We start from the raw sequence: 24,142 nt of genomic DNA on the forward strand, positions 1-24,142 counted from the left end.
ACCGCCCTCGAGCGTGGTTCGACGACGCGGGCGTGGTGCGACCCGGCCAGGACGAGGAGGCGCGGGCGTCGTTGCCGAGGAGCGCTCACGGTCATAGGGTGGCCGGGTGATCATCTCGTCCGCACCTGCGACGCCCACCGGGCGTGAGGGGGTCGTCGGCGCCGCGTGCGCCGGCTGCAGGTAGTCGCGTCTCCGCTGCGGATCGACCGTCGAGGTCCGACCGCGCACCCGTGCCGCGTGGGCTGGAGCCCCGGCACGATCCCACGAGAACACCCGGGTCGGCCGACGCGTCGACGGCGGGCACCCGCGCGGTCGCCGATCGCGCGGGTGTGCGCGTCGACGTCACCGTGCCCGGGGCCCGACGACCGGAGAACCACATGATCCCCCTGACCGAGAAGACCGTCCGCGCCTCGTTCGTGAACGCGAGCCGCCGAGAAGCAGCCGACCTGACCCTGCCGCCCGACTTCGCCGACCTCGACTGGACCGACCTCGAGTACCTCGGTTGGCGAGACCCCAGGCTCGCCCGCCGGGCCTACGTCGTCGTGCCGACGCTCGACGCGGACGGCGAGCCGGGCCCCGCGGTCGCCGGCGTCGTGCTGCGGCAGGCCGAGGCCTCGCCCCGGCAGCGTGCGCAGTGCACCTGGTGCCAGGACGTCCGCCTGCCGGCCGACGTGTTGTTCTACGGCGCCAAGCGTGCCGGCGCGGCCGGACGCAACGGCGACACCGTGGGCACGCTCGTCTGCGGCGGGTTCGAGTGCTCGGCCAACGTGCACGTGCTGCCGCCCGAGGCCTACCTCGGGTTCGACGCCGAGGCGGCCCGACTCGAGCGCATCGCGAGCCTGCGCGTGCGGGCCGCGGGCTTCGTCGAGAACGTGCGCCGCGCCTCCTGACGTGCGCCGCGCCTCCTGACCGCCGCCGCGCCTCCTGGTCCGACGAGAACCGGGTGGCACCACGCCCGCGTCGTCGAACCACCCTCGTGCGTGGTTGGACGACGCGGGCGTGGTGCGACCTCGACCGGTCGGGCGCGGCGGCGGCCCGGTCGCCTGACCGCAGGAGGCGCGGGTCGCACCGCCGACTGAACGCCGCACCGCCGAAACACGCGGTGCGACGCTCAGTTGGCGGTGCGCTCCGCCCCGAGAGCGCAGGAGTCCCGCCCCGAGAGCGCAGGAGGCGCGGGTCGGCACCGTGGGACCCGCGGGTGGGCGGCGTCCCGGCCCGCTCCCCGGGGCCCGGCGGTACCCTGGTGGGCATGTCGTCACCCGCCTGCCCGTCCCGCGCCCCGCGCCGGGCGCGCACGGCGCAGCAGGCGTTCCCGAAGCGGCTCGTGCTGACGAAGCGCACCTGCGGCACGAACGGCTGGATGAGCCTGTGGGGCAGCAACGCCCACGGCGAGATCGCCGGGTGCCCGCCGCCCGTGGCCTAGCACCGCTCCTCGTCGTCGACGGGTCGAGCGGACGCCCCGCCCTGCCCGCCGACGCTCCCGAAGGACGACGACCATGACCGACCGCACGCCCGCCGACCGCACGCCCGCCGACCCCACTCCCGCCGCCCCCGCTCCCGCCACCGACCCGACCCCCGCCCCCGCCACCGACCCGACCGCCGCCCCTCCTGCCCCCGCCCACGCGCCCCGTGCCGAGGGCCGGGGTGCACGGCTCTCGCGGTTCCTCAGCCGCGACGCGACCGGCGGACTGCTGCTGCTCGCGGCGACCGTGCTCGCGCTCGTCCTGGCGAACAGCCCGGCCGGCTCGTTCTACTCGGCCGTGCGCGACGTGTCGTTCGGCCCCGAGGCGCTGCACCTGGACCTCAGCATGGGCAGCTGGGCGGCCGACGGGCTCCTCGCGATCTTCTTCTTCGTGGTCGGCCTCGAGCTGAAGCAGGAGTTCGTCGCCGGCTCGCTGCGCGACCCCCGGGTCGCCGTGCTGCCCATCGCCGCGGCGGTCGGCGGGGTCGCCCTGCCGGCGCTGCTCTTCACGCTGATCAACCTCGGAGCCGGCCCCGACGCCCTCCAGGGGTGGGCGATCCCGGCCGCGACCGACATCGCGTTCGCCGTCGCCGTGATCGCCGTCGTCGGCAAGCGGCTGCCCCCGGCCCTGCGCACCTTCCTGTTGACCCTCGCCGTGGTCGACGACCTGATCGCCATCACGATCATCGCGGTGTTCTACACGGCGGGCATCGCCTTCGTCCCCTTGCTGCTGGCGCTGCTGCCGCTCACCGCGTTCGCCGTGCTCGTCCGGCGTGGCGTGCGGGCGTGGTGGCTGCTGATCCCGCTGGGCGTCCTCGCCTGGGCACTCGTGCACGCCTCGGGGGTTCACGCCACGATCGCGGGCGTGCTGCTCGGCCTGCTCGTGCCCGCGGTGGCGACCGCCCGGGCCGGCGTCACGCACGTCGGACCCGACGGCCACGAGGTGCGGCACCCGCTGACCCACCACTTCGCCGAGCGCTGGAGCCCGGTCTCGTCGGGCGTGGCGGTGCCCGTCTTCGCGTTCTTCTCGGCAGGCGTGACGGTCGGCGGATTCGACGGGCTGGTCGAGTCGCTGAGCGACAGCGTCGCGATCGGCATCGTCGTGGCGCTCGTGCTCGGCAAGTCGATCGGCATCACCGGGGCGTCCCTGCTGGTGACGCGGCTGCCCGGCATCCGGCTCGATCCGAGCCTGCGCTGGGGCGACGTGCTCGGACTGTCGTTCGTGGCCGGCATCGGGTTCACCGTGTCGCTCCTGGTCGGTGAACTCGCCTACGGCGCAGGCAGCGAGCAGGACGACGTGGTCAAGGTCGGCGTCCTCGTCGGCTCGCTCCTCTCGGCCCTGGTCGGCGGCGCGATCCTGGCCGTGCGCGGCCGGGCCCGCGGCCGCCTCGACACCTGACGGTCCGCCGACCCGCGCCTCCTGCGGTCGCGTGCCTCGGTCACGGCAGCGCAGGAGGCGCGGGTCAGCTCGCGGGACGCGTCGCGACGATCGCCTCCGCGGCCGCGACCAGCTGGGCTTGCAAGCCCGCCTGGTCGAAATTGCCCGCACCGACCTGCAACCACGAGTTGTCGGTGAGGACGTTGACGTAGCAGCTGCTGCCCTCGCCGTACACGCAGACGTACTCGGCCTTCTCGGCACCCGCCACGGTGACCGGTGACCGGTCGACCTGGGGGGCCATCGAGTCCACCCGGTCCACCGCCCAGCCGCTGCCCGACGACACCATCACGGTCACGCTGTTGATCGGCGGGTCGGCGTCACCGTCCGATGGCGGTGCGTACCAGTCGCACTTCACGGTCCGATCGGCGGCCTGGGTGATGGCGCCCGGGAACTCGAACTGCAGTTCTCGCGGACCCTCGAGGCCGGGGGATCCGAGGACGTCGGCCAGGGGGACGTCCGGGGCCAGGGCCGAGCAGGCGTCGACGCTGCTCCACGAGGACGTCGGCCGGGTCCAACCGCGTGCCGGTGACGCTCCGTCGAGCTGCGCGGCCATGCTCGTCAGCGCCGCGGACGCGTTCGCGGCTCGCGTCTCGATCGACACCGTCTCGTCCGTGGCGTCGACGTCCGAGGTGAAGAACTCGAGCCACCAGGTGCCCGACACGACGGTCGCCTCACACCCCTGCGCGGTGCAGGACACCGCCGAGGCCTCACCTGCCCCTCCCTGCCGGGCCCCGCTGGCGAGCATGTCGCCTACCGCTCTCAGCCCTCTCTCGCGATCGGGCGACACCGAGACGGTGCTGATCGAGTACGGCTGCTCGGTCGAGCCCCACTCGCACCTGAGCACCCCGGCCTCGACGAGGGAGGCGTCGAACGGGTGGAGCAGGTCGGCCCGTCCCTGCAGGGACGACGGGATGAACAGGTCCATCCGCACGCCGCTCGCGAGCGTCGCGCAGTCGATGGGCAGGGCGGGCACCGGTGCCACCACCGGCGCCACCGTCGGCGTCGGCCGCGGCGTCGCCGTCGGCCGGACCGTCGGCGTCGGGGTGGGCGTGCTCGTCGGCGTGGCCGGAGCCGACGCCTGGAACGGCGAGGGCAGCATGCCGAGCGCCAGCGCTCCCGAGCCGCCGCCGATCGCCAGCAGGGCGGCCAGGCCGAGGCCGAGGCCGAGGTTCCGGTTGCGCTTCCGGCGCGGGGACTCCGTGGTGCGTTCGAGGACGTTCTGCTTCATCGTGACGAGCATGCGGTTCAGCTCGTCTCCGGTGGGGGGCTCAGAGTTCATCGTTCATCACCGCCTTCTTCTTCAGTCGCGATCGGGTGCGCGACACGCGTTGGGTGACGGCGCCGATGCTCAGGCCGACCTGGGCGGCGGCCTCGCCGTAGGGGCGCCCCTCGATGAGGCAGAGCTCGACGATCTGCCGGTCGACCGGGCCGAGGGCGTCGATCTCGTCGCGGACCCAGCGCAGCCGGTCGCGCGCCTCCTCGCCGTGGTCCGGGGCGACGAGGTCGTCGGGCAGTTCGTCGGTGGCGGCGCGGGCCTGCTTGCGGCGCAGGTTGGCGGCGTGGTTGCGGCAGACGACCAGCAACCAGGGCAGCAGCGAGTCCTCGGGCAGGTCGATCTGGTCGACCTTCTTCCAAAGGGTCACGAACGTGTCCTGCACGATCTCCTCGACGTCCATCCGGGTGGCGGCCAGCGCCCACGCGTAGCGGGTCACCGTCGCGGCGTGCCGGTCGAACAAGGCCGACAGCGCCCGCTGGTCACCCCCGACCGTGCGTCTGACGAGCTCGTCGTCGCCTTCCGTGTCGTGATCCACGTCCACCCCCTTCACTAGAGGAGTGTCGCGGAACCGGCGAACCTGACACGGGACCCCCGACGGATCGGCGGGCGGCGCGTCCCGACGGCACGGGACCCGGCCACCCGGGGTCGGTACGGTGTCCGCATGACCCAGACCCGCGCCTCCGTCCTGTTCGTCTGCCAGAAGAACGGGGGCAAGTCGCAGATGGCCGCCGGGCTGATGCGTGACCTCGCCGGCGACGACGTCACGGTCGTGTCGGCCGGCACGACGCCCGGCACCGACCTCAACGCGCAGTCGGTCGAGTCGCTCGCCGAGCTCGGCATCGACCTCGGCGACGAGCACCCCAAGGCCCTCACCGAGCAGATGGTGCGCGACGCCGACGTGGTCGTCGTCCTCGGTCGGGAGGCGCGGGTCCACGAGGTCCCCGGCACCCGCTTCGAGACCTGGATCACCGACGAACCGTCCGAGCGGGGCGTCGAGGGCATGGAGCGCATGCGCCTCGTCCGCGACGACATCCGCGCCCGCGTCGCCGACCTGCACGCCCGCCTCTGACGCCGGGACGAACGAACGGAGGCGGTGGTGACCTCTCAACGTCACCACCGCCTCCCGGGCCGCCGCTGCCACGGCCACGGCCCACCCGCTCCGACCTCCACCGTGAACCGGGGGTCGGGGCGGGAGTCCGACCGGCTACCCCTTGACGCCGCCGGCGCTCAGGCCGGACTGCCAGAAGCGCTGGAGGAACAGGAACGCCACGACCAGCGGCAGGATCGACACGAACGACCCGGTCAGCACGGTCGAGAACAGCACCTGGGCGCCGCCGCCGCCGGTCGCCGCCTGCTGCCACTGCGCCAGGCCGACCGTCGCCGGGAACAGCGACGGGTCGTTCAGCATGATCAGCGGCAGGAAGTAGTTGTTCCAGGTCGAGACCAGGGCGAACAGCAGCACCGTGACGATGCCCGGCGCGAGCAGCCGGGACGCGATCGTCAGGAAGATCCGCAGTTCGCCGGCCCCGTCGATGCGGGCCGCCTCGAGCAGGCTGTCGTCGACCGCCTCGCTCGCGTAGACGCGCATCAGGTAGACGCCGAACGGGCTGACCAGCGACGGCAGGATGATCGCCCACGGGGTGTCGACGAGGTTCGCCGCGCTGAACAGCAGGTAGGTCGGGATCGCCAGCGCCGTCAGCGGCACCATGACCGCCCCGAGGATCAGCCCGAAGACGAACGACCTGCCCTTGAAGACGTACTTGGCCAGCGAGTAGCCGCACATCGTGGCGAGCACCGCCGCACCGACCGAGCTGACCACGGCGTAGAGCACCGTGTTGCCCATCCACTGCACGAAGATGCCGTCCTGGAACGTGAACAGCTGCGCCAGGTTGTCGCCCAGGGCGAAGGTGCGGCCGAAGGCCAGGCCGAACGTCGAGAAGATGTCGCCGTTGGTCTTCGTCGCCTGGATCGCCAACCACACCAGCGGCAGCAGGAAGTACGCCAGCGTGATCCAGAGGATCACGGTGAGGATCGGCGTCTTGCGCTTGGACCGCTCGACGCGACGTCGCGGACGGCGATTGCCCGCGCCTCCCGAGCCCTCGAGGCGGCGGACGGGACGGTCGACGGACGTGGCCCCGGCGGTGTCGACGGGGGCGGGTGCGATCGTCACGACAGTCGCTCCTTGCGTGAGGTGGCGAGCTGCACCACGTAGCTGATGATCATGATGAGGAACCCGAGCAGGAAGGCGATGGCCGCGGCGTAGTTGACGTCCTGGTTCTTGAACGCGACGTTGTACGCGTAGAGGTTCGGGGTGAAGTCCGACCCGATCGCGTTGGGCGCGATGCTGTAGAGCAGGTTGGGCTCGTTGAAGAGCTGGAACGACCCGATCACCGAGAAGATCACGGTCAGCAGGATCGCCGAGCGGATCGCCGGGATCTTGATGCTCCACGCCACCCGCCAGGGCCCGGCGCCGTCGATCTCGGCGGCCTCGTACATCTCGGTCGGCACGCTGCGCAGGGCGGCGTACAGCACGATCATGTTGTAGCCGATGAACTCCCAGCTGACGATGTTCATCGTGCTGCCGAGGACGTTCTGCGGCGACAGCAGGTCGGGCGGCGTGAGGCCGACTCCGCTGATCACCTGGGCGATCAGGCCGGACTCGCGGCCGTAGAGGTAGCCCCACATCAGCGTCGCGACGACGCCGGGCACGGCGTACGGCACGAAGATCGCGAGGCGGACGAACTTGCTGCCGGCCACCCGGCCGGTGTCGAGGGCGAGGGCGACGAACAGGGCGATCACGAGCATGATCGGCACCTGTACGAAGAGGAACAGCGCGACCCGCCCGAGGCCGGCCCAGAAGCTCGGGTCGTTCAGTGCGCGGCTGTAGTTGGCGAGGCCCGAGAAGACCTGACCGCCGACGAGCTGCGAGGTGAAGGTGCTCAGGTAGCCCGCGTAGCCGAGCGGCACGAGGAACATCGCCGCGAAGACGAGCAGGAACGGGATCGCCAGGGCCCAGGCCGCGACGAGCTGCGGTCGGTGCAGCGAGCTCGTGCGCCGCGGGGTGGCGGGCTGACGGGACGAGGAGGCGCGGGTCGCGTCTCGACGAGGGGTGACGGAGGTGGACATGGGGCTCCTTGCCGGGCCGAGGGGGTGCCGCCCGAGGGCGGGCGGCACCCCGTGAGCGCTACTTGACGGTGAAGCCCTGCTGCTTCGCGTAGGCGGTGACGTCGTCCTGCCACGCCGTGAGGGCGGCGGAGAGGTCGGAGTGGTCGGCGATCGCCTTGCCGAGCGTGTCGTTGAAGCTCGAGTAGACGTAGTCCATGAACGGCAGCCACTGGAAGTCGGTGCTGACCGTGTCCGAGACGCCGGCGAAGAGCTCGTTGACCTTCTGGCCGCCGTAGAAGTCCGAGGCGGTGTCGGTGAAGTCGCTGCTCGAGAGGGTGTCGGTCGTCGTCGGGAACAGGAACTGCTCGTTCGCGAAGGCGAGGGTCGACTCGGGGTCGCTGTTCAGGAACTTGCTGAACTCGGCCGCGGCGATCGGGTTCTGCGTGCCCGTGATGACGGCGTCGCTCGATCCGCCCCAGTTGCCCGAGACGTCCTCACCGGCCTTCCACTGCGGGATCTTCGCGGCGGTCCACTTGCCGCTCGTGTTCGCGGCCGTGCCCTGCAGGAAGACGGGGCCCCAGGCGGCGGTCTGCCAGCTGGCGTACTTGCCCGACGAGAAGCCCTGGTACCAGGCGTCGTTGAAGTCGGCGTCGGTCGAGACGAGGTCCTTGTCGATCAGGTCCTGCCAGAACGTGACGACCTTCTGCGTCTCGGTCGAGTCGAGGTCGATGCCGACGGTCTTGTCGCCGTCGTACGAGAACGGCTTGGCGCCGGCCTGCCAGAACAGCCCGACGATCTGGCCGGGGTCGTTGCCGGGCAGGTTCGAGATGTACGAGTCCGTCTTGTCCTTGATCGTCTGCGCGTCGGTCGCGAAGTCGGCCCAGGTCTCGGGCGCCTCCGTCAGCCCCGCCTGCTCGTAGATGTCCGAGCGGTAGAGGTTGCCGAGCGGGCCCGAGTCCTGCGGCACCGACCAGACGCCGGTGTCGTCCGCGACCTGGTTCCAGACCCACGGGACGTACTTCGACTCGAGGTCCGCGCCTCCGTAGGGGGTCAGGTCGACGAGGCTGCCGGTCTGGCGGAAGGACGGGATGTACTGGTACTCGATCTGGGCGACGTCGGGTGCGCCCTTGCCGGCCTTCAGGGCCGTCCGCAGCTTCGGGTACTGCGCGGTGCCGGTGCCCACGTTGACGACGTCGACCTTGATCTTCGGGTACTTGGCCTCGAACAGGTCGACCTCCTTCTGGACGTCGGGCACCCAGGTCCAGAAGGTGAGGGTCGTGTCGGTGTCCATGGCCTTGTCGATGTCGGCCTGCGAGACGGGCGCGGTGTCGCCACCGCCACCCGCGCCTCCGCCGGACGGGGCGCAGCCGGTCAGCACGAACGCCGACACGACGGCGAGTGACACGAGCGCCTTTGCTGTGGTCTTTCTCTTCATGGTGGTTCTTCCTCGAGGGGGTGGGGGAGTGGTGTGGGGGATCGGGTGGTGCAGGGGGGACGTGGTGCGGGTCGGTGGGGTGGGGTGGTGCGGGCCGGGTGCTGCGGGGGACGTCGTGCGGGTCGGGCGGCCGGGTCGGGGAGGCCGGGTCGGGCCCCCTACGAGGCGTCGGCGTCGACGAGCTCGTACACGTGGGCCGCGCGCGGGGCGAGGGTCACGGTGGTGCCGGCGGCGACGACCTCCCGGGTCTCGAGGTCGCGCACCGCGGAGGGCGTGGTGACCGTTCCCTCGTGGGCCGACCAGTTCGACACGAACGCGAGCCCGGGGGCTCCGGCCCGTGAACCGGTGGTGACCGTGACCGTCTCGGTCGCCGCCCACGTGCCCGCCGCCGTGGCGGGCACGAGCCACCGGGCGATCGAGCGCGAGAGCTCGGGGTTGGGCACGGTCGCGACGTAGCTGACGCGGCCGGCTCCGGAGGCGCGGGTCGTCAGCATCGCGTCGGCCCCGATCTCGGTCGGCGCGGCCCGCAGCACGACGGTGGCGTCCTCGACGTGCAGGACGTCGGCCCAGCGGGTGCCGGCGGAGCCCGGCTCGAGGACGAAGGGTGCGTCGGCGGGGGAGGCCGGGGCGGTGACGTCCTCGGTGGCCGCGCCCGCGCCTCCTGCGGTCGTGCCGTCGGTGCGCTCGGCGGTGCCGGCGTCCGCGACGTGGACGGCGAGGGGGTGGTCGAGGTTGGTGTACTCCTCGTACCAGACCCCCGCGGGGCCCGAGAGCCGGGCGGGTGCCGGGTCGCGGCGGGCGCGGGCGAGCTCGTCGCCGTAGGCCGTGCGGATGCCGACCACCAGGTGGCCGCCCGCCTCGGCGTACGCGGTGAGCGCGGTGAGCGTGGCGTCGTCGACGACGTACAGCGCCGGCACGACGAGCACGGGGTGCGCCGCGGCCAGCTCGGCCGGGTCGGCGGCGAGGAACTGTGTCACGTGCTGGATGCGCACCTGCACGCCCGCCTCGGCGAGCCCGCGGTAGTGCGCGTCGAACAGGTGGAGGTACGACTCCGGGTCGGGGGTGCCGTCGGGCAGGGCCAGCGGCGGGTACGTCTCGAACGACCACTTGGTCTCGGTCGACCAGAGCATCAGCACGTCGGCGTCGGGCTCGAGGCCGTCGACGGCGCCGCCGACCGCCTTGAGCGTGGCGCCCAGGGCCGAGACCTCGCGGTGGATGCGACCGGGACGCTGGCTGTGCGGCAGCACGCCGCCCCAGTAGGTCTCGACGCCGAAGTGCAGCGTGTGCCAGTGCCAGTACTCGACCATGCGGGCACCGCGGGAGACGAGCGCGAGCGCGGCCTGCTTGATCTGCCCGTCGAACGGCGGGTGGTTCTGCCAGGGGCCGCCGATCGACTGCGCGTTGGTCTCGGTGACGAGGAAGGGGGCCTGCGCCGACGAGAACGCCCGGTCGCCCCACTGCTGCAGGGCCCAGACGCCGGTGTGCCACCAGCCGGCCTCGCGGGGCACCTCGACGCCGAGCGTCAGGCCGTCCTGCATCTTGTAGTACGGGTTCCCGGCGGTGACGTCGAGGCTCTCGACGAGCCGCTCGTCGGCGACCTGCGGGCGCGAGTACGAGATGCAGGTGGTGACGAACTGGTCGTCGCGGGCGTACTCGCGGACGACGTCGGCCTGCCAGGCGATCAGCTCGTCGGCCAGCTCGCCCTGGAAGCGCCGCCACTCGAGGTCGTACTGCGGCTGCACGTTGCCGTCGGGACGCCAGAGCTGCGACCACTCGGTCAGCCGGTGCGACCAGTAGACCAGGCCCCACTCCTCGTTCAGGCGCTCGACGGTGCCGTACTTGCGCTGCAGCCAGGCCACGAAGCGGTCGAAGACCTGGTCGTTGCGCGGGCGCTCGTTGCCGGGCTCGTTGTCGACCTGCCAACCGATCACGGCGGGGTGCTGCGCGTAGCGCTCGACGACCTTGCGCACGACGCGCTCGGCGTAGAAGCGGTAGGCGGGGTGGCTCTGGTCCATCTCCTGGCGGGCGCCCCAGCCGGCGCGCACGCCGGTCGTCCGCTCGGCGGCGATCTCGGGGTGGCGCACCTGCAGCCACGGCGGCACCGCGTAGGTCGGGGTGCCGAGCACCACCGCGATGCCGCGGGCGTGGGCGCCGTCGAGCACGGGCTGGAGCCAGTCGAGGTCGAACTCGCCCTCGCGCGGCTCCCACGTCGACCAGACCGACTCGCCCACGCGGATCACCGTGAAGCCCGCCTCGACCATCAGGTCGAGGTCGCGGTCGAGGGTGCCCGCCTGCTGGTACTCGGCGTAGTAGGCGGCTCCGAAGAGCACCCCGGAGTGGCGTGGAGCAGAAGTCATCGTTGACCCGTTCGTGTGTGTCGGCTGCGGTGGCGACCGCCGACGTCGTCCCGCGCGTGCTCGGGACGTCGATCGATGTTCGGTGGATGTTGTCGATAACATCGGCGTCTGCGGAGAACGTAACCCACGAGCCGCCACCTGCGCAAGACCCCGTCGTCGACGGGTCCCCGAGGGGGGAGGCGCGGGTCGGCCCGCGCGGCTCGGCCTGCGCCGGTGGGCCTGCGCCGATGGGCCCGCGCCCGGGGGCGTCAGCCGCGCGCGGGTGCGGTCGAGGCGCGCGCGACGAGGGACGGCACCGGCAGGCGGCTGGCCGTGTCGGGGCTGCGTCCCTCGATGTGGGCGATCAGCGACGTCATCACGTGTGCCCCCTCGAAGCCGAAGTCGAGTGCCACGGTGGAGAGCGACGGCACCATGAACCGCGCCTCGGGAGTGTCGTCGTTGCCGACCACGCTGACCTCGTGCGGCACCGAGACGCCCTCGGCGGCGAGGGCGGCGAGCAGCCCCATCGCCATGGCGTCGTTCGCGACGGCGATGGCGGTGAAGTCGTCCGTCCGGGCGGCCAGTCGCAGCCCGATGTCGTAGCCGGCCGCCGCGGACCAGTCGCCGACGTCGGTGACCGCCACCGCGCCTCCGGACCCGGTCACCGCCTGGCGGAACCCGTCGGCGCGCTCGCGGGCGGCCAGCCACTGGTCCGGCCCGGCGACGTAGGCCACACGGCGGTGGCCGAGGCCCACGAGGTGCTCGGCCGCGACCCGGCCGGCGTGCTCGTTGATCGACTCGGTGGTGCCCTCGACCATCAGCCCGAAGTCACGCGCCACGGGCACCGAGATCGCCCGGCGTTCGAGCGCCGACCGGGCGACGGCGGTCTGCGCGGTCACGACGATGCCGGCGATCTGCTGCCCGAGCATCAGGTCGAGGGCGTCGTCGACCGAGCGCTCGTCGCCGCCGTCCATCGAGACGATGTCGGTGACGTAGCCGAGCGAACGCGCGGCCTCCGTGGCCCCGGCGATCGTGCGGGCGGGCCCCGACTGGTGCATGTTGTCGGCGAGCAGCCCGATGCGGTTCGTCCGCTGCAGGCGCAGGTACCGGGCCGCCGAGTTGGGGCGGTACTCGAGCTCGGCGAGGGCCTGCTCGACCTTCTCGCGGGTGGCGGGACGGATGCCCTCGAACCCCCGCAGGAACCTGCTGACGGTCTGGTGCGAGACGCCCGCGCGCTTCGCCACGTCGTAGATCGTGGCGTCCTTCATGCCCCGAGGGTAGCGGTGCCCGGAGGCCCGTGCCCCGCCCGGGGGCGAGCCCGGGGCGTGGGCGAGCCCGGGGCGTGGACGAGCCCGGGACGTGGACGAGCCCGGGTGTGGACGCGCCCGGCTAGGCGGTGCGCTCGATCTCGCGGGTGATGCCGACGAGCACGCGGCGCATGTACGGCGCCCAGGCGAAGCGCACGATCCCGCGCACGATCGCCCCGCGCCCCGGTCGGGCGAAGAACGAGTAGGTCCAGTCGACCCGCGTGCGCCCGCTCGGGGTCGCCCGGTAGCTCCAGTCCGCGCGGCCGCCCGTCACCAGCCGCCCGAGCAGCCCGGTGAACTCGCTGAGCTCGTAGACGAAGACCCCGTCGGGCTCCACGCGCACGAGGCTCTCGACGACGCTGCTGCCGTCCGACAGCTCGAGCCGACGGGTGCGCCCCACGGCGTCCCACGGGCCGGTCTGGTCGTGGACGGCCACGACGGCCGGGATCACCCCCGCCCGCGGATAGAACCCGACGGGGGTCAGCGGCGTCGCGATGCTCCACGCCCGGTCGAGCGGAGCGGCGGCGACGCGCGCGGTGCTCGCGCTCGCGGTGACGGTCATGCCGGGGGGTTCGGAACGGAGGGCGCGAACGACGGGACGGGTCCTCCCCAGGCGCCCCGCGCCTCCTGACCGTCCCCCCAGGAGGCGCGGGTCGGCTCCCGGGGACGCCGGACGAGAGCAGACTGGCAGCGTGAAGACGACGACGTTACCCACCACCGACCGCCCCGCCTCGACCATCGTCCTCGGGCTCATGCGCATCTCGGGCATGACCGACGACGCGATCCGTGAACTCGTGGCCGAGGCCCGAGACCTCGGCATCGACTTCTTCGACCACGCCGACGTGTACGGCGACCACCCCCACCACTGCGAGCAGCGCTTCGGCGACGCCGTCACCATGACCTCGTCCGAGCGCGACGCGATCCAGCTGCAGAGCAAGGTCGGCATCCGTGACGGCTTCTGGGACTTCTCGACCGAGCACATCCTCGAGTCGGTCGACGCCTCGCTCGCCGCCCTGCACACCGACCGCCTCGACGTGCTGCTGCTGCACCGGCCCGACGCCCTCGTCGAGCCCGACGAGGTGGCCGCCGCCTTCGACCAGCTGCACGCCTCCGGCAAGGTGCGCCACTTCGGCGTCTCGAACCACACGCCCGGCCAGGTCGAGCTGCTGAAGCGCAGCGTGACGCAGCCGCTGATCGTCAACCAGGTGCAGCTCAGCATCACCCACGCTCCGCTGATCGCCGCGGGCGTCGCGGCCAACATGGCGGGGCTCGACCAGTCCGTCGACCGCGACAACGGCATCCTCGACTACAGCCGCCTCAACGACATGACCCTGCAGGCCTGGTCGCCGTTCCAGAAGGGCTTCTTCGACGGAGTGTTCCTCGGCGACCGCGACGGCTACCCCGAGCTCAACGACGTCATCGACGAGCTCGCCGCGAAGTACGACGTGCCGACGTCGGCGATCCCGGTCGCCTGGATCACCCGGCACCCGGCCGAGATGCAGGTCGTGCTCGGCACGACGAGCGTCGCGCACCTCCGCGACAGCGCCGCGGGGTCGGACGTGCCGCTGACCCGGCCCGAGTGGTACCGGCTCTTCACGGCCGCCGGGCACACGCTGCCGTAGCGCGCTGCCGTAGCGCGCTGCGCTGCCCTGCGCTGCCCTGCGCTGCGCTGCGCTGCGCTGCGCTGCGCTGCGCTGCGCTGCGCTGCGCTGGGCTGGGCTGCCCTGCGCTGGCCTGGGCTGCGCTGCGCCCGCCGGTCCGCCCCCATCCCTTTCCCCCCGCTCGCCGCCACGAAGTAAACACACCGCCACGAAGTAAACACGCCGCCATCTTTTTGCGTGGCGGGTTGTTTACTTCGTGGCGGGGTGGCGGGGTGGCAGGCCGAGCGGCCGAGCGGCCGAGCGGCGGAGCGGCGGGGCAGCGGGCCGCATGCGGGGTCACACTCCGACCGGCACGGAGGGAATGTCCTAGGGTCGACAGGGCGTTGGGACGCAGAGATCGGTGCAGAGACCGAGGTGCCTCCCGCGCCCCGTCCGCACCCCGAAGGGACCATCGTGACCCAGCCCAAGATGAACGTCGAGTCGTTCAACCTCGACCACCGCACCGTCGCCGCGCCCTACGTGCGCGTCGCCGACCAGAAGACGTTGCCGCACGGCGACGTCATCACCAAGTTCGACGTCCGGTTCACCCAGCCGAACGAGGCTCACCTCGACATGGCGTCGGTCCACTCGCTCGAGCACCTCTTCGCCGAGCACTCCCGCAACCGCTCCGGCGACGTCATCGACTTCTCGCCGATGGGCTGCCAGACCGGTTTCTACCTGATCCTGCAGGGCGATCCCGCGATGGACGACGTCCTGTCGCTGATCGAGGGCACCCTCACCGACATCACCACCGCGACCGAGGTCCCCGCGGCCAACGAGGTCCAGTGCGGCTGGGGCGCCAACCACACGCTCGAGGGTGCCCAGGGCGTCGCCCGCGACTTCCTCGCGGCCCGCGACGAGTGGTCGACCGTCACCCGATGAGCGGGACGCACGCCGCGCCTCCGGCCGACGGGGTCGCGGTGGTCGCCGTCCCCCCGATCATCGTCGTCGTGGCGATGGCCGACGAGGCGGCGCCGTTCGTCTCCCGGGCGTCGCGCGTCGACGAGCCGGTCGCCGTCGGCGGGTCGCTGCAGCGGGTCGTCGAGATCGACGGGGTCGAGCTGCTGCTCGTGCAGAGCGGCATCGGGTTCGTCAACGCCGCCGGAGCGGCCACGTCGGCCATCGTGCGAGCCGGTTCGCTCGAGGGTGTCGTGCCGACCGTGATCAGCGCCGGCACCGCCGCGGGCATGGGCGCCGGCATCGAGATCGGCGACGTCGTCGCGGGCTCGGAGTACGTCAACCTCGACGCCGACGCGCGCGTGTTCGGCTACCGGCTGGGGCAGGTCCCCGGGATGCCGGCCAGCTTCCACGCCGACGAGTCCCTGATGGAGGCGGCGGTCGCGTACGACACGTCCGTCCCGTCCGACACGTCGGCCGGCTCGGGCGAGACGTCGGCCGGGTCGGACGGCACGGCCGGTGGTCCGTGGGCCGTGCGCCCGGGGTTGATCGCGTCGAGCGACGCGTTCATGACCGCCGAGCGCGTGATCGGCGTGCGCAGCGCCTTCGCCGACGTCGTCGACGTGGACGCCGTCGACATGGAGTCGATGGCGATCGCGCAGACCTGCCACGTCCACCACGTGCCGTTCGTCTCGGTGCGCGGCATCAGCGACCTCGCCGGTCCGGACGCCCACGACGTGCACGACGAGAACCTCGCCCTGACGGCGGGGCGATCGGCGGACGTCACGATGCACCTCGTGCGGGCGATCACCGCGCGCTGAGCGACGGGCTGCGCCGGCCGCGCTGCGCCGGCTGCGCTGCGCTGGCTACCGCGCGGTGCGGCGCTGCGCGGCGCCGCGCCGCGCCCGCGTCGCCTGGTGACGGCGCCGGCTGCCGTCGCGCTCCTCGGCCGCCAGCCCGCGCCTCCTTCTCGATGCACCCGGTGTCGAACGATGCACCCGCTTGCTCGTGGGTGCATCGTTCGGAGGCGGGTGCATCGGCACGAGCGGCACCGAGCGCATCCACCCCGCTGACGACACGAGCCTGAAACACGCGTGCCGTCGCGACGAAACGCGCGTTTCGTACGCTGGCGGCGACCACCCGACATCCCCACGATCAGGAGTCCCGATGTCACAGTCCTCGCCCGAGTCACCCGAGCCGCCCGCTTCCCCGGTCGCGACCGCCGGGCCGCCCGAGACGACACACCCCGTCGACCGCGTCCCCCCGCTGCGGAGGCTCTTCCCACTCGGCCTGCAGCACGTGCTCGCGATGTACGCCGGGGCGGTCGCCGTGCCCCTCATCGTCGGCGGAGCGCTGGTCGGCATGGGCCAGCTCGAGCCCGGCGACATCGCCTACCTGATCAGCGCCGACCTGTTCGTGGCCGGCATCGCGACGATCGTGCAGTCCGTCGGGTTCTGGCGCTTCGGGGTGCGGCTGCCCCTGATGCAGGGCTGCACCTTCGCCGCCGTCGGACCGATGATCGTGATCGGCGGCGAGTACGGCATCACGGCCATCTACGGCTCGGTCATCGCGAGCGGCGTCTTCATGATGCTGCTCGCCCCGTTCTTCTCGAAGCTGGTGCGGTTCTTCCCGCCGATCGTCACGGGCACGGTCATCCTGATCATCGGCGTCTCGCTCATGGACGTCGCCGCCGGCTGGGTCGGAGGAGGCGCGGGTTCCGACGACTTCGGACGCCCGCTCGACGTCGCCTTCGCGGCGGGCACCCTGCTGCTGATCATCCTGATCGAGCGGTTCGCGCCTCCTGCGCTCCGCCGCCTGTCGATCCTGCTGGGGCTCGTCGTCGGCACCCTCGTCGCGTGGCCGTTCGGGCTGACCGACTGGAGCGGAGTGGGCGAGAGCGCCTGGTTCGGGCTCGCCCTGCCGTTCCACTTCGGGCTGCCGACCTTCCCGGTGAGCGCGATCGTGTCGATGTGCATCGTCGGCCTGGTGATCATGACCGAGACCACCGGCGACATCATCGCGGTGGGCGAGATCGTCGACCGCCCGGTGACGCCGCGACGACTGGCCGACGGGCTGCGGGCCGACGGCCTGTCGACCGTCATCGGCGGCGTCTTCAACACGTTCCCGTACACCGCGTTCGCGCAGAACGTCGGCCTGGTCAGCATCACCGGTGTGAAGTCGCGGTACGTGGCGACGCTGGCGGGGGGCATCCTCGTGGTGCTCGGGTTGGTGCCCGCGCTCGGGGCCGTCGTCGAGGGCGTGCCCGTGGCGGTGCTCGGCGGGGCGGGCGTCGCGCTGTTCGGCATGGTCGCAGCGAGCGGCATCCGGACGCTGTCGAAGGTGCGGTTCACGAACTCGAACATCCTGATCGTGGCGGTCGCGCTGGGCGTGAGCCTGCTGCCGACGGTCAGCCCCGAGATCTACGCGCAGTTCCCGACCTGGTTCACGATCGTCTTCGACTCGGGCATCAGCGCCGGCGCGATCGTCGCCGTGCTGCTGAACCTGCTGCTCAACTCGCCGCGGATGCAGGCGCGCGACGAGGGTGCGGACCGTGACGTGTCGGCGCACGACGCCGTGCGCGGGCCCGCGGCACCGGCCGGAGCGACCGAGCGCGAGGGCTGAGCCCGGGCCCCGGTCCAGCCCGCGCTCGCGTCGCACCACCGAGTGAACGTCGCACCGCGCATGTCGGCGGTGCGACGTTCACTCGGTGGTGCGACGCGTGGTCCGGCCCCGGCCCGCCCCGCTCTGCCCGGCTCAGCGACCGCCGGCGAGGCGCCAGAGGCGGTCGCGCGACATCGGCAGTTCGTGGGGCCGCACGCCGAGGGCGTCGCGGATCGCGTTGGCCAGGGCGGGTGCCACCGGGTTGTACGGCGCCTCGCTCATCGACTTGGCGCCGAGTGGACCGAGGTCGTCGTGCGTGGTCGCGAAGTGCACCTCGGTCTGGGGCACGTCGCCGAACTTGGGCATCCGGTAGTTGCGGAACGCCGTCGTCAGCACGCGACCTTCGTCGTCGAGCATCATCTCTTCGTAGAGGGCCGTGCCGATCGCCTGCGCCGTGCCGCCCTCGACCTGCCCCCGCAACTGCTCGGGGTTCAGCACGACGCCGGCGTCCGCCGCCTGCACCGAGCGCAGCAGGCGCACCTCGCCGCTCGCCCGGTCGACGGCGACCTCGAAGCCGTGCACGTTGAACGCCACCGAGCGTGGGGTGCCGTCGTGGGAACCGTCGGCGGTGAGCGGACCGTCGGCCAGCAGCCGGTCGCCGGACACCAGGACGGTCGCGTCGACACCGGGGCCGACCCGCACCACGACGCCGCCCGCGACCACCTCGGGGGCGGTGCCGGTGTCGACGGCGTGACCCGCGCCTCCGGCGATCGCCAGCGCGCGGTCGACCATCGCCGCTCGTAGCTTGTGGGCGGCGGCGAGCAGGGCCTTGCCGGCGACGACGACGCCGGCCGACCCGTACGCGCCCGTGTCGTACCGGGCCACGTCGGTGTCGGACTGCCGGACGACGACCCGGTCGGGCGTGGTGCCGAGCGCCGAGGCGACGAGCTGGGTGTGCACGGTCGTCGTCCCGTTGCCGAACTCGGCCGTGCCGACGCCGATGTCGTAGCGGCCGTCGGGCAGCAGCTCGATCGAGGTGTCGGCGAAGTGACCGCGTGGCGGGATCGTCGCGATCATGGCCAGCGCCATGCCGCGCCCGGTGACCCAGGTCGGGCCTACGGGGGCAGGAGGCGCGCCCTCGGGGGCAGGGGACTCCAGCGCCTGCTCGACCAGGTCGAGGCACTGGTCGAGACCGTAGCTGCCGATCAGCAGATCGCTCTCTTCGTCGGGGTCGGTGACCACCATCGGGTCGCCGGGGACGATCACGTTGCGGCGGCGCAGCTCGAACGGGTCGATGCCGAGCTCGCGGGCCAGTTCGTCCATCGCGGACTCGACGGCGAAGACGACCTGCCCCAGCCCGTACCCGCGGAACGCCCCCGAGGGCAGGTTGTTCGTGTAGACCGACTCGGCGTCCACGCGCTTGTTCGGACAGCGGTAGACGCTCGTCGACTCGTGCACCGAGTGGTACATCACGCCGACGCCGTGGTTGCCGTAGGCGCCCGTGTCCATCAGCTGGTCGACGTGCAGCGCGGTCAGCACCCCGTCGCTCGTCGCGCCGACGCGCACGCGGACGCGCATCGGGTGGCGGGTCGGCGCGATCGTGAACTCGTCCTCGCGGGTGAACTCGTACTGCACGGGTCGACCGGTGCGCAGCACGGCGAGGGCGACGAGGTCTTCGGTGATGAGCTCTTGCTTGCCCCCGAAACCGCCGCCCACGCGGGCGGCGAAGACCCGGACCTGTTCCTGCGGCAGTCCGAAGACGTGGGCCAGCTCGTCCCGCACGAGGAACGGCACCTGGCTCGCCGTGCGGACGACGAGGCGCCCGTCGTCGTCGAGCCAGCCTCGAGAGGCGTGCGTCTCGAGGGCGCCGTGCGAGACGCGCTGCGTGCGCCAGGTGCCCTCGACGACGGCGTCGGCCTGCGCCAGGCCGGCCTCGACGTCGCCCGTCTCGTCGTGCATCGCGGCCACGGTGTTGCGCTCGGGGAACGCGATGCGCGACGCCTCGACGGTCTTCTCGCCGTGCAGCAGTGGGGCCCCGGGGGAACGCGCCGTCTCGGGGTCGAACACGGCGGGCAACGGTTCGTACTCGACCACGATCGCGGCCAGGGCGTTCGTCGCCGTGCGGACGTCGTCCGCGACGACCGCGGCGACGCGCTGACCACGGAACCGCAGCACGGGGTCGAGGACCAGGCCGTCGTCCGGGTCGTCCTCGCGGTCCTCGTGGCGACCGGTCGAGAACAACGTCGCGGGGGAGTCGCGGTGGGTCAACACCAGGTGCACGCCGGGCAGCGCCTCGGCGGCACTCGTGTCGATCGAGGTGATGCGGGCGTGGGGGTGCGGGCTGCCGAGCACGGCGAGGTGCAGCAGCTTCGTCGTGCTGCGGAAGTCGAGCGTGTACGGCTCGCTGCCGGCCGCCACGCGCAGGGCCGCCGGGGCCTTCACCGACCGACCGGCCGCCTCGCCGTCGGCCGGGGCCACCGTGTTCGAGACGCCGCAGATCGCGTCTCCGATCGCCCGGTACCCCGTGCACCGGCAGAGGTTGCCCTTCAGGAGGCGCGGGAGGTCGTCCCCGTCGGCCTCGGTGAACGTCGAGGCCGTCACCACCATGCCGGCCGTGCAGAAGCCGCACTGGAACCCGGCCGCGTCGGCGAACGCCTGCTGCACGGGGTGGGGGTGCTCGGGGGTGCCGAGACCGGCCGCCGTCGTCACGGCCCGGCCCTCGAGCCGGTGCGCGGGATAGATGCACGAGTGTACGGGTTCGCCGTCGACCAGCACCGAGCACGCGCCGCAGTCGCCCGCGTCGCAGCCCTTCTTGACCGAGTGGACGCCGTGCTCGCGCAGCACCGTCCGCAGCACCTGGCCGGGGTCGACGTCGGCGTCGAGCGGGAGGCCGTCGACCTCGAACGTGACGTGTCTCGGGGTCATCGCGCGCCTCCGGGGGTCGTGGTGGTGGGCGGCGTCCGCCTCGCGCGGGCTGCCGCGCTGCGCGGGTCGTGGGTCGACTCGCGCGCGGGTCGCACCGGTGCGTCGGTGGCGGGCCGTCCGAGCTCGACCCGCAACTCGTCGGCGAAGCGGGCGCTCATCGCGCGGCGCCAGTCGGGGTCTCCGTGGGGGTCGGAGTACCAGCAGTCGATGCGGCCGAGAGCGTCCGCCAGGGCCCGCTCGCCGGGCACCTCGTCGAAGCGCAGCTGGACGGGACGGGTCGTCCCCGCCGTGATCGTGACCACGAAGTCGCCGTCGAGGCCGAGCCGGGCCGTGACCAGCGTGCCCGAGCGGCCCAGGGGGCTCAGCGAGATGCGCCGGAACCCGGTGCGGGAGCGCAGGGACCCGAGCGGCACCTCGAGGGTGCGCAGCACCTCACCCGGCTCGAGGGTGTTCTGCACCACTCCGGTGACGAAGGTGGACACGGGCTGGCGGCGCTCGCCGCCGTCGGTCGTCCAGACGGCGGCCGTGGCGTCGAGCGTGGCCATCAGCGACGTCATGGCGCCGGCCGGCAGCCCGAGGGCGACGTTGCCGCCGACCGTCGCGACGTTCCAGATCTTGAACGAGGCGAGCAACGAGTTCGCGCACTGGTCGACGAGCGGGTGGGCGACCCAGTCGTCGTCGGCGGGCAGTCGCAACAGCTCGGCGATGGTGCAGGTGGCGGCGACGCGGAGGACGTCGCCACCGCCGTCGACGTCGACTCCGCGCTCGACCGGCGTCCACCCGAGCGAGGTCAGGTCGACCAGGCCGGTCAGCCCGGGCTGCCGCTCCGAGAACAGCCACGTGCCGCCGCCGAGGGGGCGCTCGCCGGGCGCGAAGACGATCTCGTCGCGGCGTGAGGGGGTGCGGATCTCTCGAACGGTGGTCAGGTCCATGGGAGACCCCACTCTGCACGACCGGGGTTTCGAGCATGTGTCGGCTCGCTCGGCGTCGAACGACCGGCCCCGGCGCGGAGCCGCCGACACCGCAGCCGCGTCGGGTGGAGGGCCGGGACGGGAGCCGGGGCCGCGGCGAGGGCCGGGGACGGGGTCGCACCACCGTCGTGTGGTCGAACCACGCTCGCGGGTGGTTCCACGACGCGGACGTGGTGCGAGCGGACGCGGACGTGGTGCGAGCGGCCGCCCGGCCCGGCGCGCCTGGGTGCCGCGTCGCCCGACGCCCGGGAGGCGCGGGTCGGCCAGCCGTGCCCGTCGCCTCGGAGCACCGTCGCTAGGGTGTGCGTCATGATCGAGCTCGACGACGCCACCCTGCGTTCGCACCTGCTGGCCGCCCTGAACGTCGAGCGGTGGGCCGACGACGTCGCCGCGCAGTCGCCGTTCGCCGACGCCGACGCCCTGATCACGGTCGCGGCCGCCGCGGCGACGCCGCTCAGCGCCGCCGAGATCGACGAGGCGATGGCACACCACCCGCGGATCGGCGAGAAGCCGGTCGGCGACGGGGCCGCCCAGGAGTTCAGCCGACGCGAGCAGGGTTCGGCGGCCGACGCCGACGACGAGACCCTCGCGCAGCTGCTGGTCGAGGGCAACGCGGCGTACGAGCAGCGCTTCGACCGGGTGTTCCTGATCCGTGCCGCCGGTCGGAGCCGGGCCGAGATCGTGGGTGAGCTGCACCGCCGGCTCGGGCTCGACGACGACACCGAGCTGCGCATCGTCGGAGCCGAGCTGCGCGACATCGCCCTGCTGCGGCTGCAGTCGACCTTCGCCGGGTCGGCACCCGCCGGGTCGGCACCCGCCGGATCGGCACCCGCCGGATCGGCACCCGCCGGGTCGGCACCCGCCGGGTCGGCACCCGCCGGGTCGGCGTCCGCCGGGTCGGCACCCGCCGGGTCGGCGTCCGCCGGCCACGACGAGGCCCGAGCATGAGCCACGTCACGACGCACGTCCTCGACGCCGCACTGGGCCGTCCGGCCGCCGCCGTCCCCGTCGCGCTCTACGACGCACGGGGCAGCGAACTCGCCACCGGCGTCACGAACGCCGACGGGCGCGTGCCCGAACTCGGCCCGGACGCCTTGCCCGCCGCCGACTACCGGCTGGTCTTCGAGACCGCCGCCTACTTCGCGGCGGCCGGGCGTGACACGTTCTACCCGCGGGTGACCATCGACTTCACCCTCGCCGACGAGTCGAGCCACTACCACGTGCCCGTGCTGCTCAGCCCGTTCGCGTACTCGACCTACCGCGGCAGCTGACCCCCCTCGCACGACGGCTCAGTAGTCGGTGCGGTGGTCGTGGCTCGCCCACGCCTCGAACGGCGCCGGTGCGTTCGCCGGGCGCACCTCGTCGACGGGGAGGTCCCAGGTCGACCGGTCGCGCGCGAACAGTTCGTAGAACTCGAGGTCGTCGAAACCGCCTCGCGCGGCGTCGTGCCGGTCCGCGGCGTACACGACCCGGTCGACCCTGGCCCAGAGCGACGCCGAGAGGCACAGCGGGCACGGTTCGCACGAGGTGTAGAGGGTCGTGCCGGCGAGGGAGAAGTCGCCGACCGCCCGGCACGCCGCCCGGATCGCGGTCACCTCGGCGTGTGCCGTGGGGTCGAGGTCGGCCGTCACGCGGTTCCGACCCTCGGCCACGAGTTCGTCACCCCGCACGATGACGGCCCCGAACGGTCCGCCCCCGTTCGCGACGTTCTCGACGGCCAGTTCGATGGTGCGGGCCAGCCAGCGGGCGTCGTCGGCGTCGGTCACGGTGTCTCCTCGGGGTGGGGCGGGGGTGGGGCGGTTCGGCTCGACGAGGCTCATGCGAGACCCGCGGAGGCGCGCCACGCGTCGTGGGCCGGCGGGGCGTCGTCGCGCAGCACGGTCGCCTCGATCAGACCGTACGGGCGATCGGCGGCCCAGAAGACCTCGCCCGGGTTCTCGAGGCCGAAGGGCGACAGGTCGTAGGCGAAGTGGTGCTTGTTCGGTGCCTTCAGGCGCACCTCGACGATCGAGGGGATCGCCTCGAGGACGGCCGTGCCCATGTGCCACAGGGTCTGCTGCAGGGCGAGCGACTGCAGGGTGGCGAACTCGCGGACCATCAGGCGCTTGACCTCGGCGTACGTGGCCTCCCAGTCGACGTCGGTCGTGCCGAAGCGCCACTTCGCGTCGAGCGCCGTCGCCATGACCCGGTCGTGCGTCTCGGGCAGGGTCGTGAACTCGTCGGTCAGGAAGCCGGCGAACTCGGAGCCGGTCGACTTGAGCAGGACCAGGTCTTTCAGCCCGCCCACGACGTACTCGCCGGTGCCGTCGACCGTGACGGCGGCGGTGCGCACCTCTTGACCCGAACGCAGCCAGGTGTGGTCGTGCTCGCTGCCGTCGACCACGGCCCGCTGCCAGTCGTACTGCTCGATCTCGATGCGGGCACCCGTCACGGGTTCGACGTCGTGCACGAAGTGGCGGGCGAGCTCGAGCCCGAAGCGCTCGACGGCTTCGACGCCCTTCGACTTCGCGAACGCGAACGCGGTGTTCTTCTGGGTGTCGGTCGGCAGGACGGCACTCTGGTCGCCGCGGAGGTACGCCGCGTCGAAGGGGCCCCGCAGTGCCGTCGTGACGTTGACGTCGCGGATCTCGTGTCGGGGCCCGTCGCGGTAGAAGCGCACGAGCCGCGACTCCGCCTTGCCGTACTGGTTGTCGCCGAGGATGATCGCCATGCGGCGATGATCACACAACCGTGTGAACGACTTGTTTCA

22 protein-coding genes are annotated in these 24,142 nt (G+C 72.6%); 10 read left to right on the top strand and 12 right to left on the bottom strand.

Annotation, left to right across the window (positions count from 1 at the left end; genetic code table 11):
- Window positions 1–377 precede the first annotated feature (377 nt).
- The 3 genes from QRN23_RS01575 (at window position 378) to nhaA (ending at window position 2,861) form a co-directional block, all read left to right on the top strand.
- The gene (locus QRN23_RS01575; protein ID WP_123571500.1) at window positions 378–890 is read left to right on the top strand and encodes an FBP domain-containing protein; all 513 of its coding nucleotides are present in this window, start codon (window positions 378–380) and stop codon (window positions 888–890) included.
- Between the two features lie 359 nt (window positions 891–1,249).
- Window positions 1,250–1,423, top strand: coding sequence for a hypothetical protein (locus tag QRN23_RS01580; RefSeq protein ID WP_157485188.1), 174 nt, complete (start codon window positions 1,250–1,252; stop codon window positions 1,421–1,423).
- 73 nt (window positions 1,424–1,496) lie between these two features.
- Window positions 1,497–2,861 (top strand): Na+/H+ antiporter NhaA, encoded by a 1,365-nt coding sequence (gene nhaA, locus QRN23_RS01585; RefSeq protein WP_285062220.1) that lies wholly within the window; start codon window positions 1,497–1,499, stop codon window positions 2,859–2,861.
- 64 nt (window positions 2,862–2,925) lie between these two features.
- Here the strand turns inward: nhaA and QRN23_RS01590 are convergent, their stop codons facing one another.
- Together QRN23_RS01590 and QRN23_RS01595 are read right to left on the bottom strand one after the other, a co-directional pair.
- Window positions 2,926–4,179, bottom strand: coding sequence for a hypothetical protein (locus tag QRN23_RS01590; RefSeq protein ID WP_216844447.1), 1,254 nt, complete (start codon window positions 4,177–4,179; stop codon window positions 2,926–2,928).
- Window positions 4,169–4,711: an RNA polymerase sigma factor gene (locus QRN23_RS01595; RefSeq protein ID WP_082460151.1), complete on the bottom strand. Its 543-nt coding sequence runs from the start codon at window positions 4,709–4,711 to the stop codon at window positions 4,169–4,171. The genes QRN23_RS01590 and QRN23_RS01595 overlap by 11 nt, the downstream gene beginning before the upstream one ends.
- A gap of 126 nt (window positions 4,712–4,837) precedes the next feature.
- Between QRN23_RS01595 and QRN23_RS01600 the strand changes: the two genes are divergently transcribed.
- Entirely contained in the window at window positions 4,838–5,245 is a 408-nt protein-coding gene (locus tag QRN23_RS01600; RefSeq protein ID WP_277959937.1) for an arsenate-mycothiol transferase ArsC, read from the top strand.
- Window positions 5,246–5,380: 135 nt separating this feature from the next.
- Here the strand turns inward: QRN23_RS01600 and QRN23_RS01605 are convergent, their stop codons facing one another.
- The 6 genes from QRN23_RS01605 to QRN23_RS01630 all read right to left on the bottom strand — a co-directional run bounded on the left by QRN23_RS01605 (window position 5,381) and on the right by QRN23_RS01630 (window position 12,921).
- Window positions 5,381–6,346, bottom strand: a complete 966-nt coding sequence (locus QRN23_RS01605) for a carbohydrate ABC transporter permease (RefSeq protein ID WP_082460077.1) — start codon at window positions 6,344–6,346, stop codon at window positions 5,381–5,383.
- Window positions 6,343–7,302 carry a carbohydrate ABC transporter permease gene (locus QRN23_RS01610; protein WP_056043881.1) on the bottom strand — a complete coding sequence of 320 codons (960 nt, stop codon included), beginning with the start codon at window positions 7,300–7,302 and terminating at the stop codon, window positions 6,343–6,345. The genes QRN23_RS01605 and QRN23_RS01610 overlap by 4 nt, the downstream gene beginning before the upstream one ends.
- 58 nt (window positions 7,303–7,360) lie before the next feature.
- Window positions 7,361–8,716: an ABC transporter substrate-binding protein gene (locus tag QRN23_RS01615; RefSeq protein ID WP_056043877.1), complete on the bottom strand. Its 1,356-nt coding sequence runs from the start codon at window positions 8,714–8,716 to the stop codon at window positions 7,361–7,363.
- 158 nt (window positions 8,717–8,874) lie between these two features.
- Complete coding sequence (locus QRN23_RS01620) at window positions 8,875–11,073, bottom strand: beta-galactosidase (protein ID WP_285062227.1); 2,199 nt, start codon at window positions 11,071–11,073, stop codon at window positions 8,875–8,877.
- 248 nt (window positions 11,074–11,321) lie between these two features.
- Entirely contained in the window at window positions 11,322–12,320 is a 999-nt protein-coding gene (locus tag QRN23_RS01625) for a LacI family DNA-binding transcriptional regulator (RefSeq protein ID WP_285062229.1), read from the bottom strand.
- Between the two features lie 121 nt (window positions 12,321–12,441).
- Window positions 12,442–12,921, bottom strand: coding sequence for an SRPBCC family protein (locus QRN23_RS01630; protein ID WP_056043870.1), 480 nt, complete (start codon window positions 12,919–12,921; stop codon window positions 12,442–12,444).
- Window positions 12,922–13,051: 130 nt separating this feature from the next.
- On the opposite strand from QRN23_RS01630, the gene QRN23_RS01635 reads away from it, so the two are divergent.
- From QRN23_RS01635 to QRN23_RS01650, 4 genes are all read left to right on the top strand, one after another.
- On the top strand, window positions 13,052–13,981 hold the full coding sequence (locus QRN23_RS01635) for an aldo/keto reductase (RefSeq protein ID WP_285062230.1): 930 nt from the start codon (window positions 13,052–13,054) through the stop codon (window positions 13,979–13,981).
- A gap of 447 nt (window positions 13,982–14,428) precedes the next feature.
- Window positions 14,429–14,881, top strand: coding sequence for an S-ribosylhomocysteine lyase (locus QRN23_RS01640; RefSeq protein WP_043597358.1), 453 nt, complete (start codon window positions 14,429–14,431; stop codon window positions 14,879–14,881).
- Entirely contained in the window at window positions 14,878–15,717 is an 840-nt protein-coding gene (gene mtnN, locus QRN23_RS01645) for a 5'-methylthioadenosine/S-adenosylhomocysteine nucleosidase (protein WP_285062231.1), read from the top strand. Before QRN23_RS01640 ends, mtnN begins: the two co-directional genes overlap by 4 nt.
- Before the next feature lie 346 nt (window positions 15,718–16,063).
- Complete coding sequence (locus QRN23_RS01650; protein ID WP_082460076.1) at window positions 16,064–17,518, top strand: nucleobase:cation symporter-2 family protein; 1,455 nt, start codon at window positions 16,064–16,066, stop codon at window positions 17,516–17,518.
- A gap of 132 nt (window positions 17,519–17,650) precedes the next feature.
- On the opposite strand, the gene QRN23_RS01655 is transcribed toward QRN23_RS01650, so the two are convergent.
- Window positions 17,651–20,422: a molybdopterin-dependent oxidoreductase gene (locus tag QRN23_RS01655; RefSeq protein ID WP_285062232.1), complete on the bottom strand. Its 2,772-nt coding sequence runs from the start codon at window positions 20,420–20,422 to the stop codon at window positions 17,651–17,653.
- Window positions 20,419–21,354: an FAD binding domain-containing protein gene (locus QRN23_RS01660; protein ID WP_285062233.1), complete on the bottom strand. Its 936-nt coding sequence runs from the start codon at window positions 21,352–21,354 to the stop codon at window positions 20,419–20,421. The genes QRN23_RS01655 and QRN23_RS01660 overlap by 4 nt, the downstream gene beginning before the upstream one ends.
- Before the next feature lie 348 nt (window positions 21,355–21,702).
- On the opposite strand from QRN23_RS01660, the gene uraD reads away from it, so the two are divergent.
- The gene (gene uraD / locus QRN23_RS01665) at window positions 21,703–22,341 is read left to right on the top strand and encodes a 2-oxo-4-hydroxy-4-carboxy-5-ureidoimidazoline decarboxylase (RefSeq protein ID WP_285062235.1); all 639 of its coding nucleotides are present in this window, start codon (window positions 21,703–21,705) and stop codon (window positions 22,339–22,341) included.
- On the top strand, window positions 22,338–22,664 hold the full coding sequence (gene uraH / locus QRN23_RS01670; RefSeq protein WP_285062236.1) for a hydroxyisourate hydrolase: 327 nt from the start codon (window positions 22,338–22,340) through the stop codon (window positions 22,662–22,664). The genes uraD and uraH overlap by 4 nt, the downstream gene beginning before the upstream one ends.
- Before the next feature lie 18 nt (window positions 22,665–22,682).
- On the opposite strand, the gene QRN23_RS01675 is transcribed toward uraH, so the two are convergent.
- Window positions 22,683–23,159, bottom strand: coding sequence for a nucleoside deaminase (locus QRN23_RS01675; protein WP_267659226.1), 477 nt, complete (start codon window positions 23,157–23,159; stop codon window positions 22,683–22,685).
- Window positions 23,160–23,209: 50 nt separating this feature from the next.
- The gene (gene pucL / locus QRN23_RS01680) at window positions 23,210–24,103 is read right to left on the bottom strand and encodes a factor-independent urate hydroxylase (protein WP_056043854.1); all 894 of its coding nucleotides are present in this window, start codon (window positions 24,101–24,103) and stop codon (window positions 23,210–23,212) included.
- Window positions 24,104–24,142 lie beyond the last annotated feature (39 nt).

This window comes from Frigoribacterium sp. ME-P-080, assembly GCF_030209595.1.
GTDB lineage: Bacteria > Actinomycetota > Actinomycetes > Actinomycetales > Microbacteriaceae > Frigoribacterium.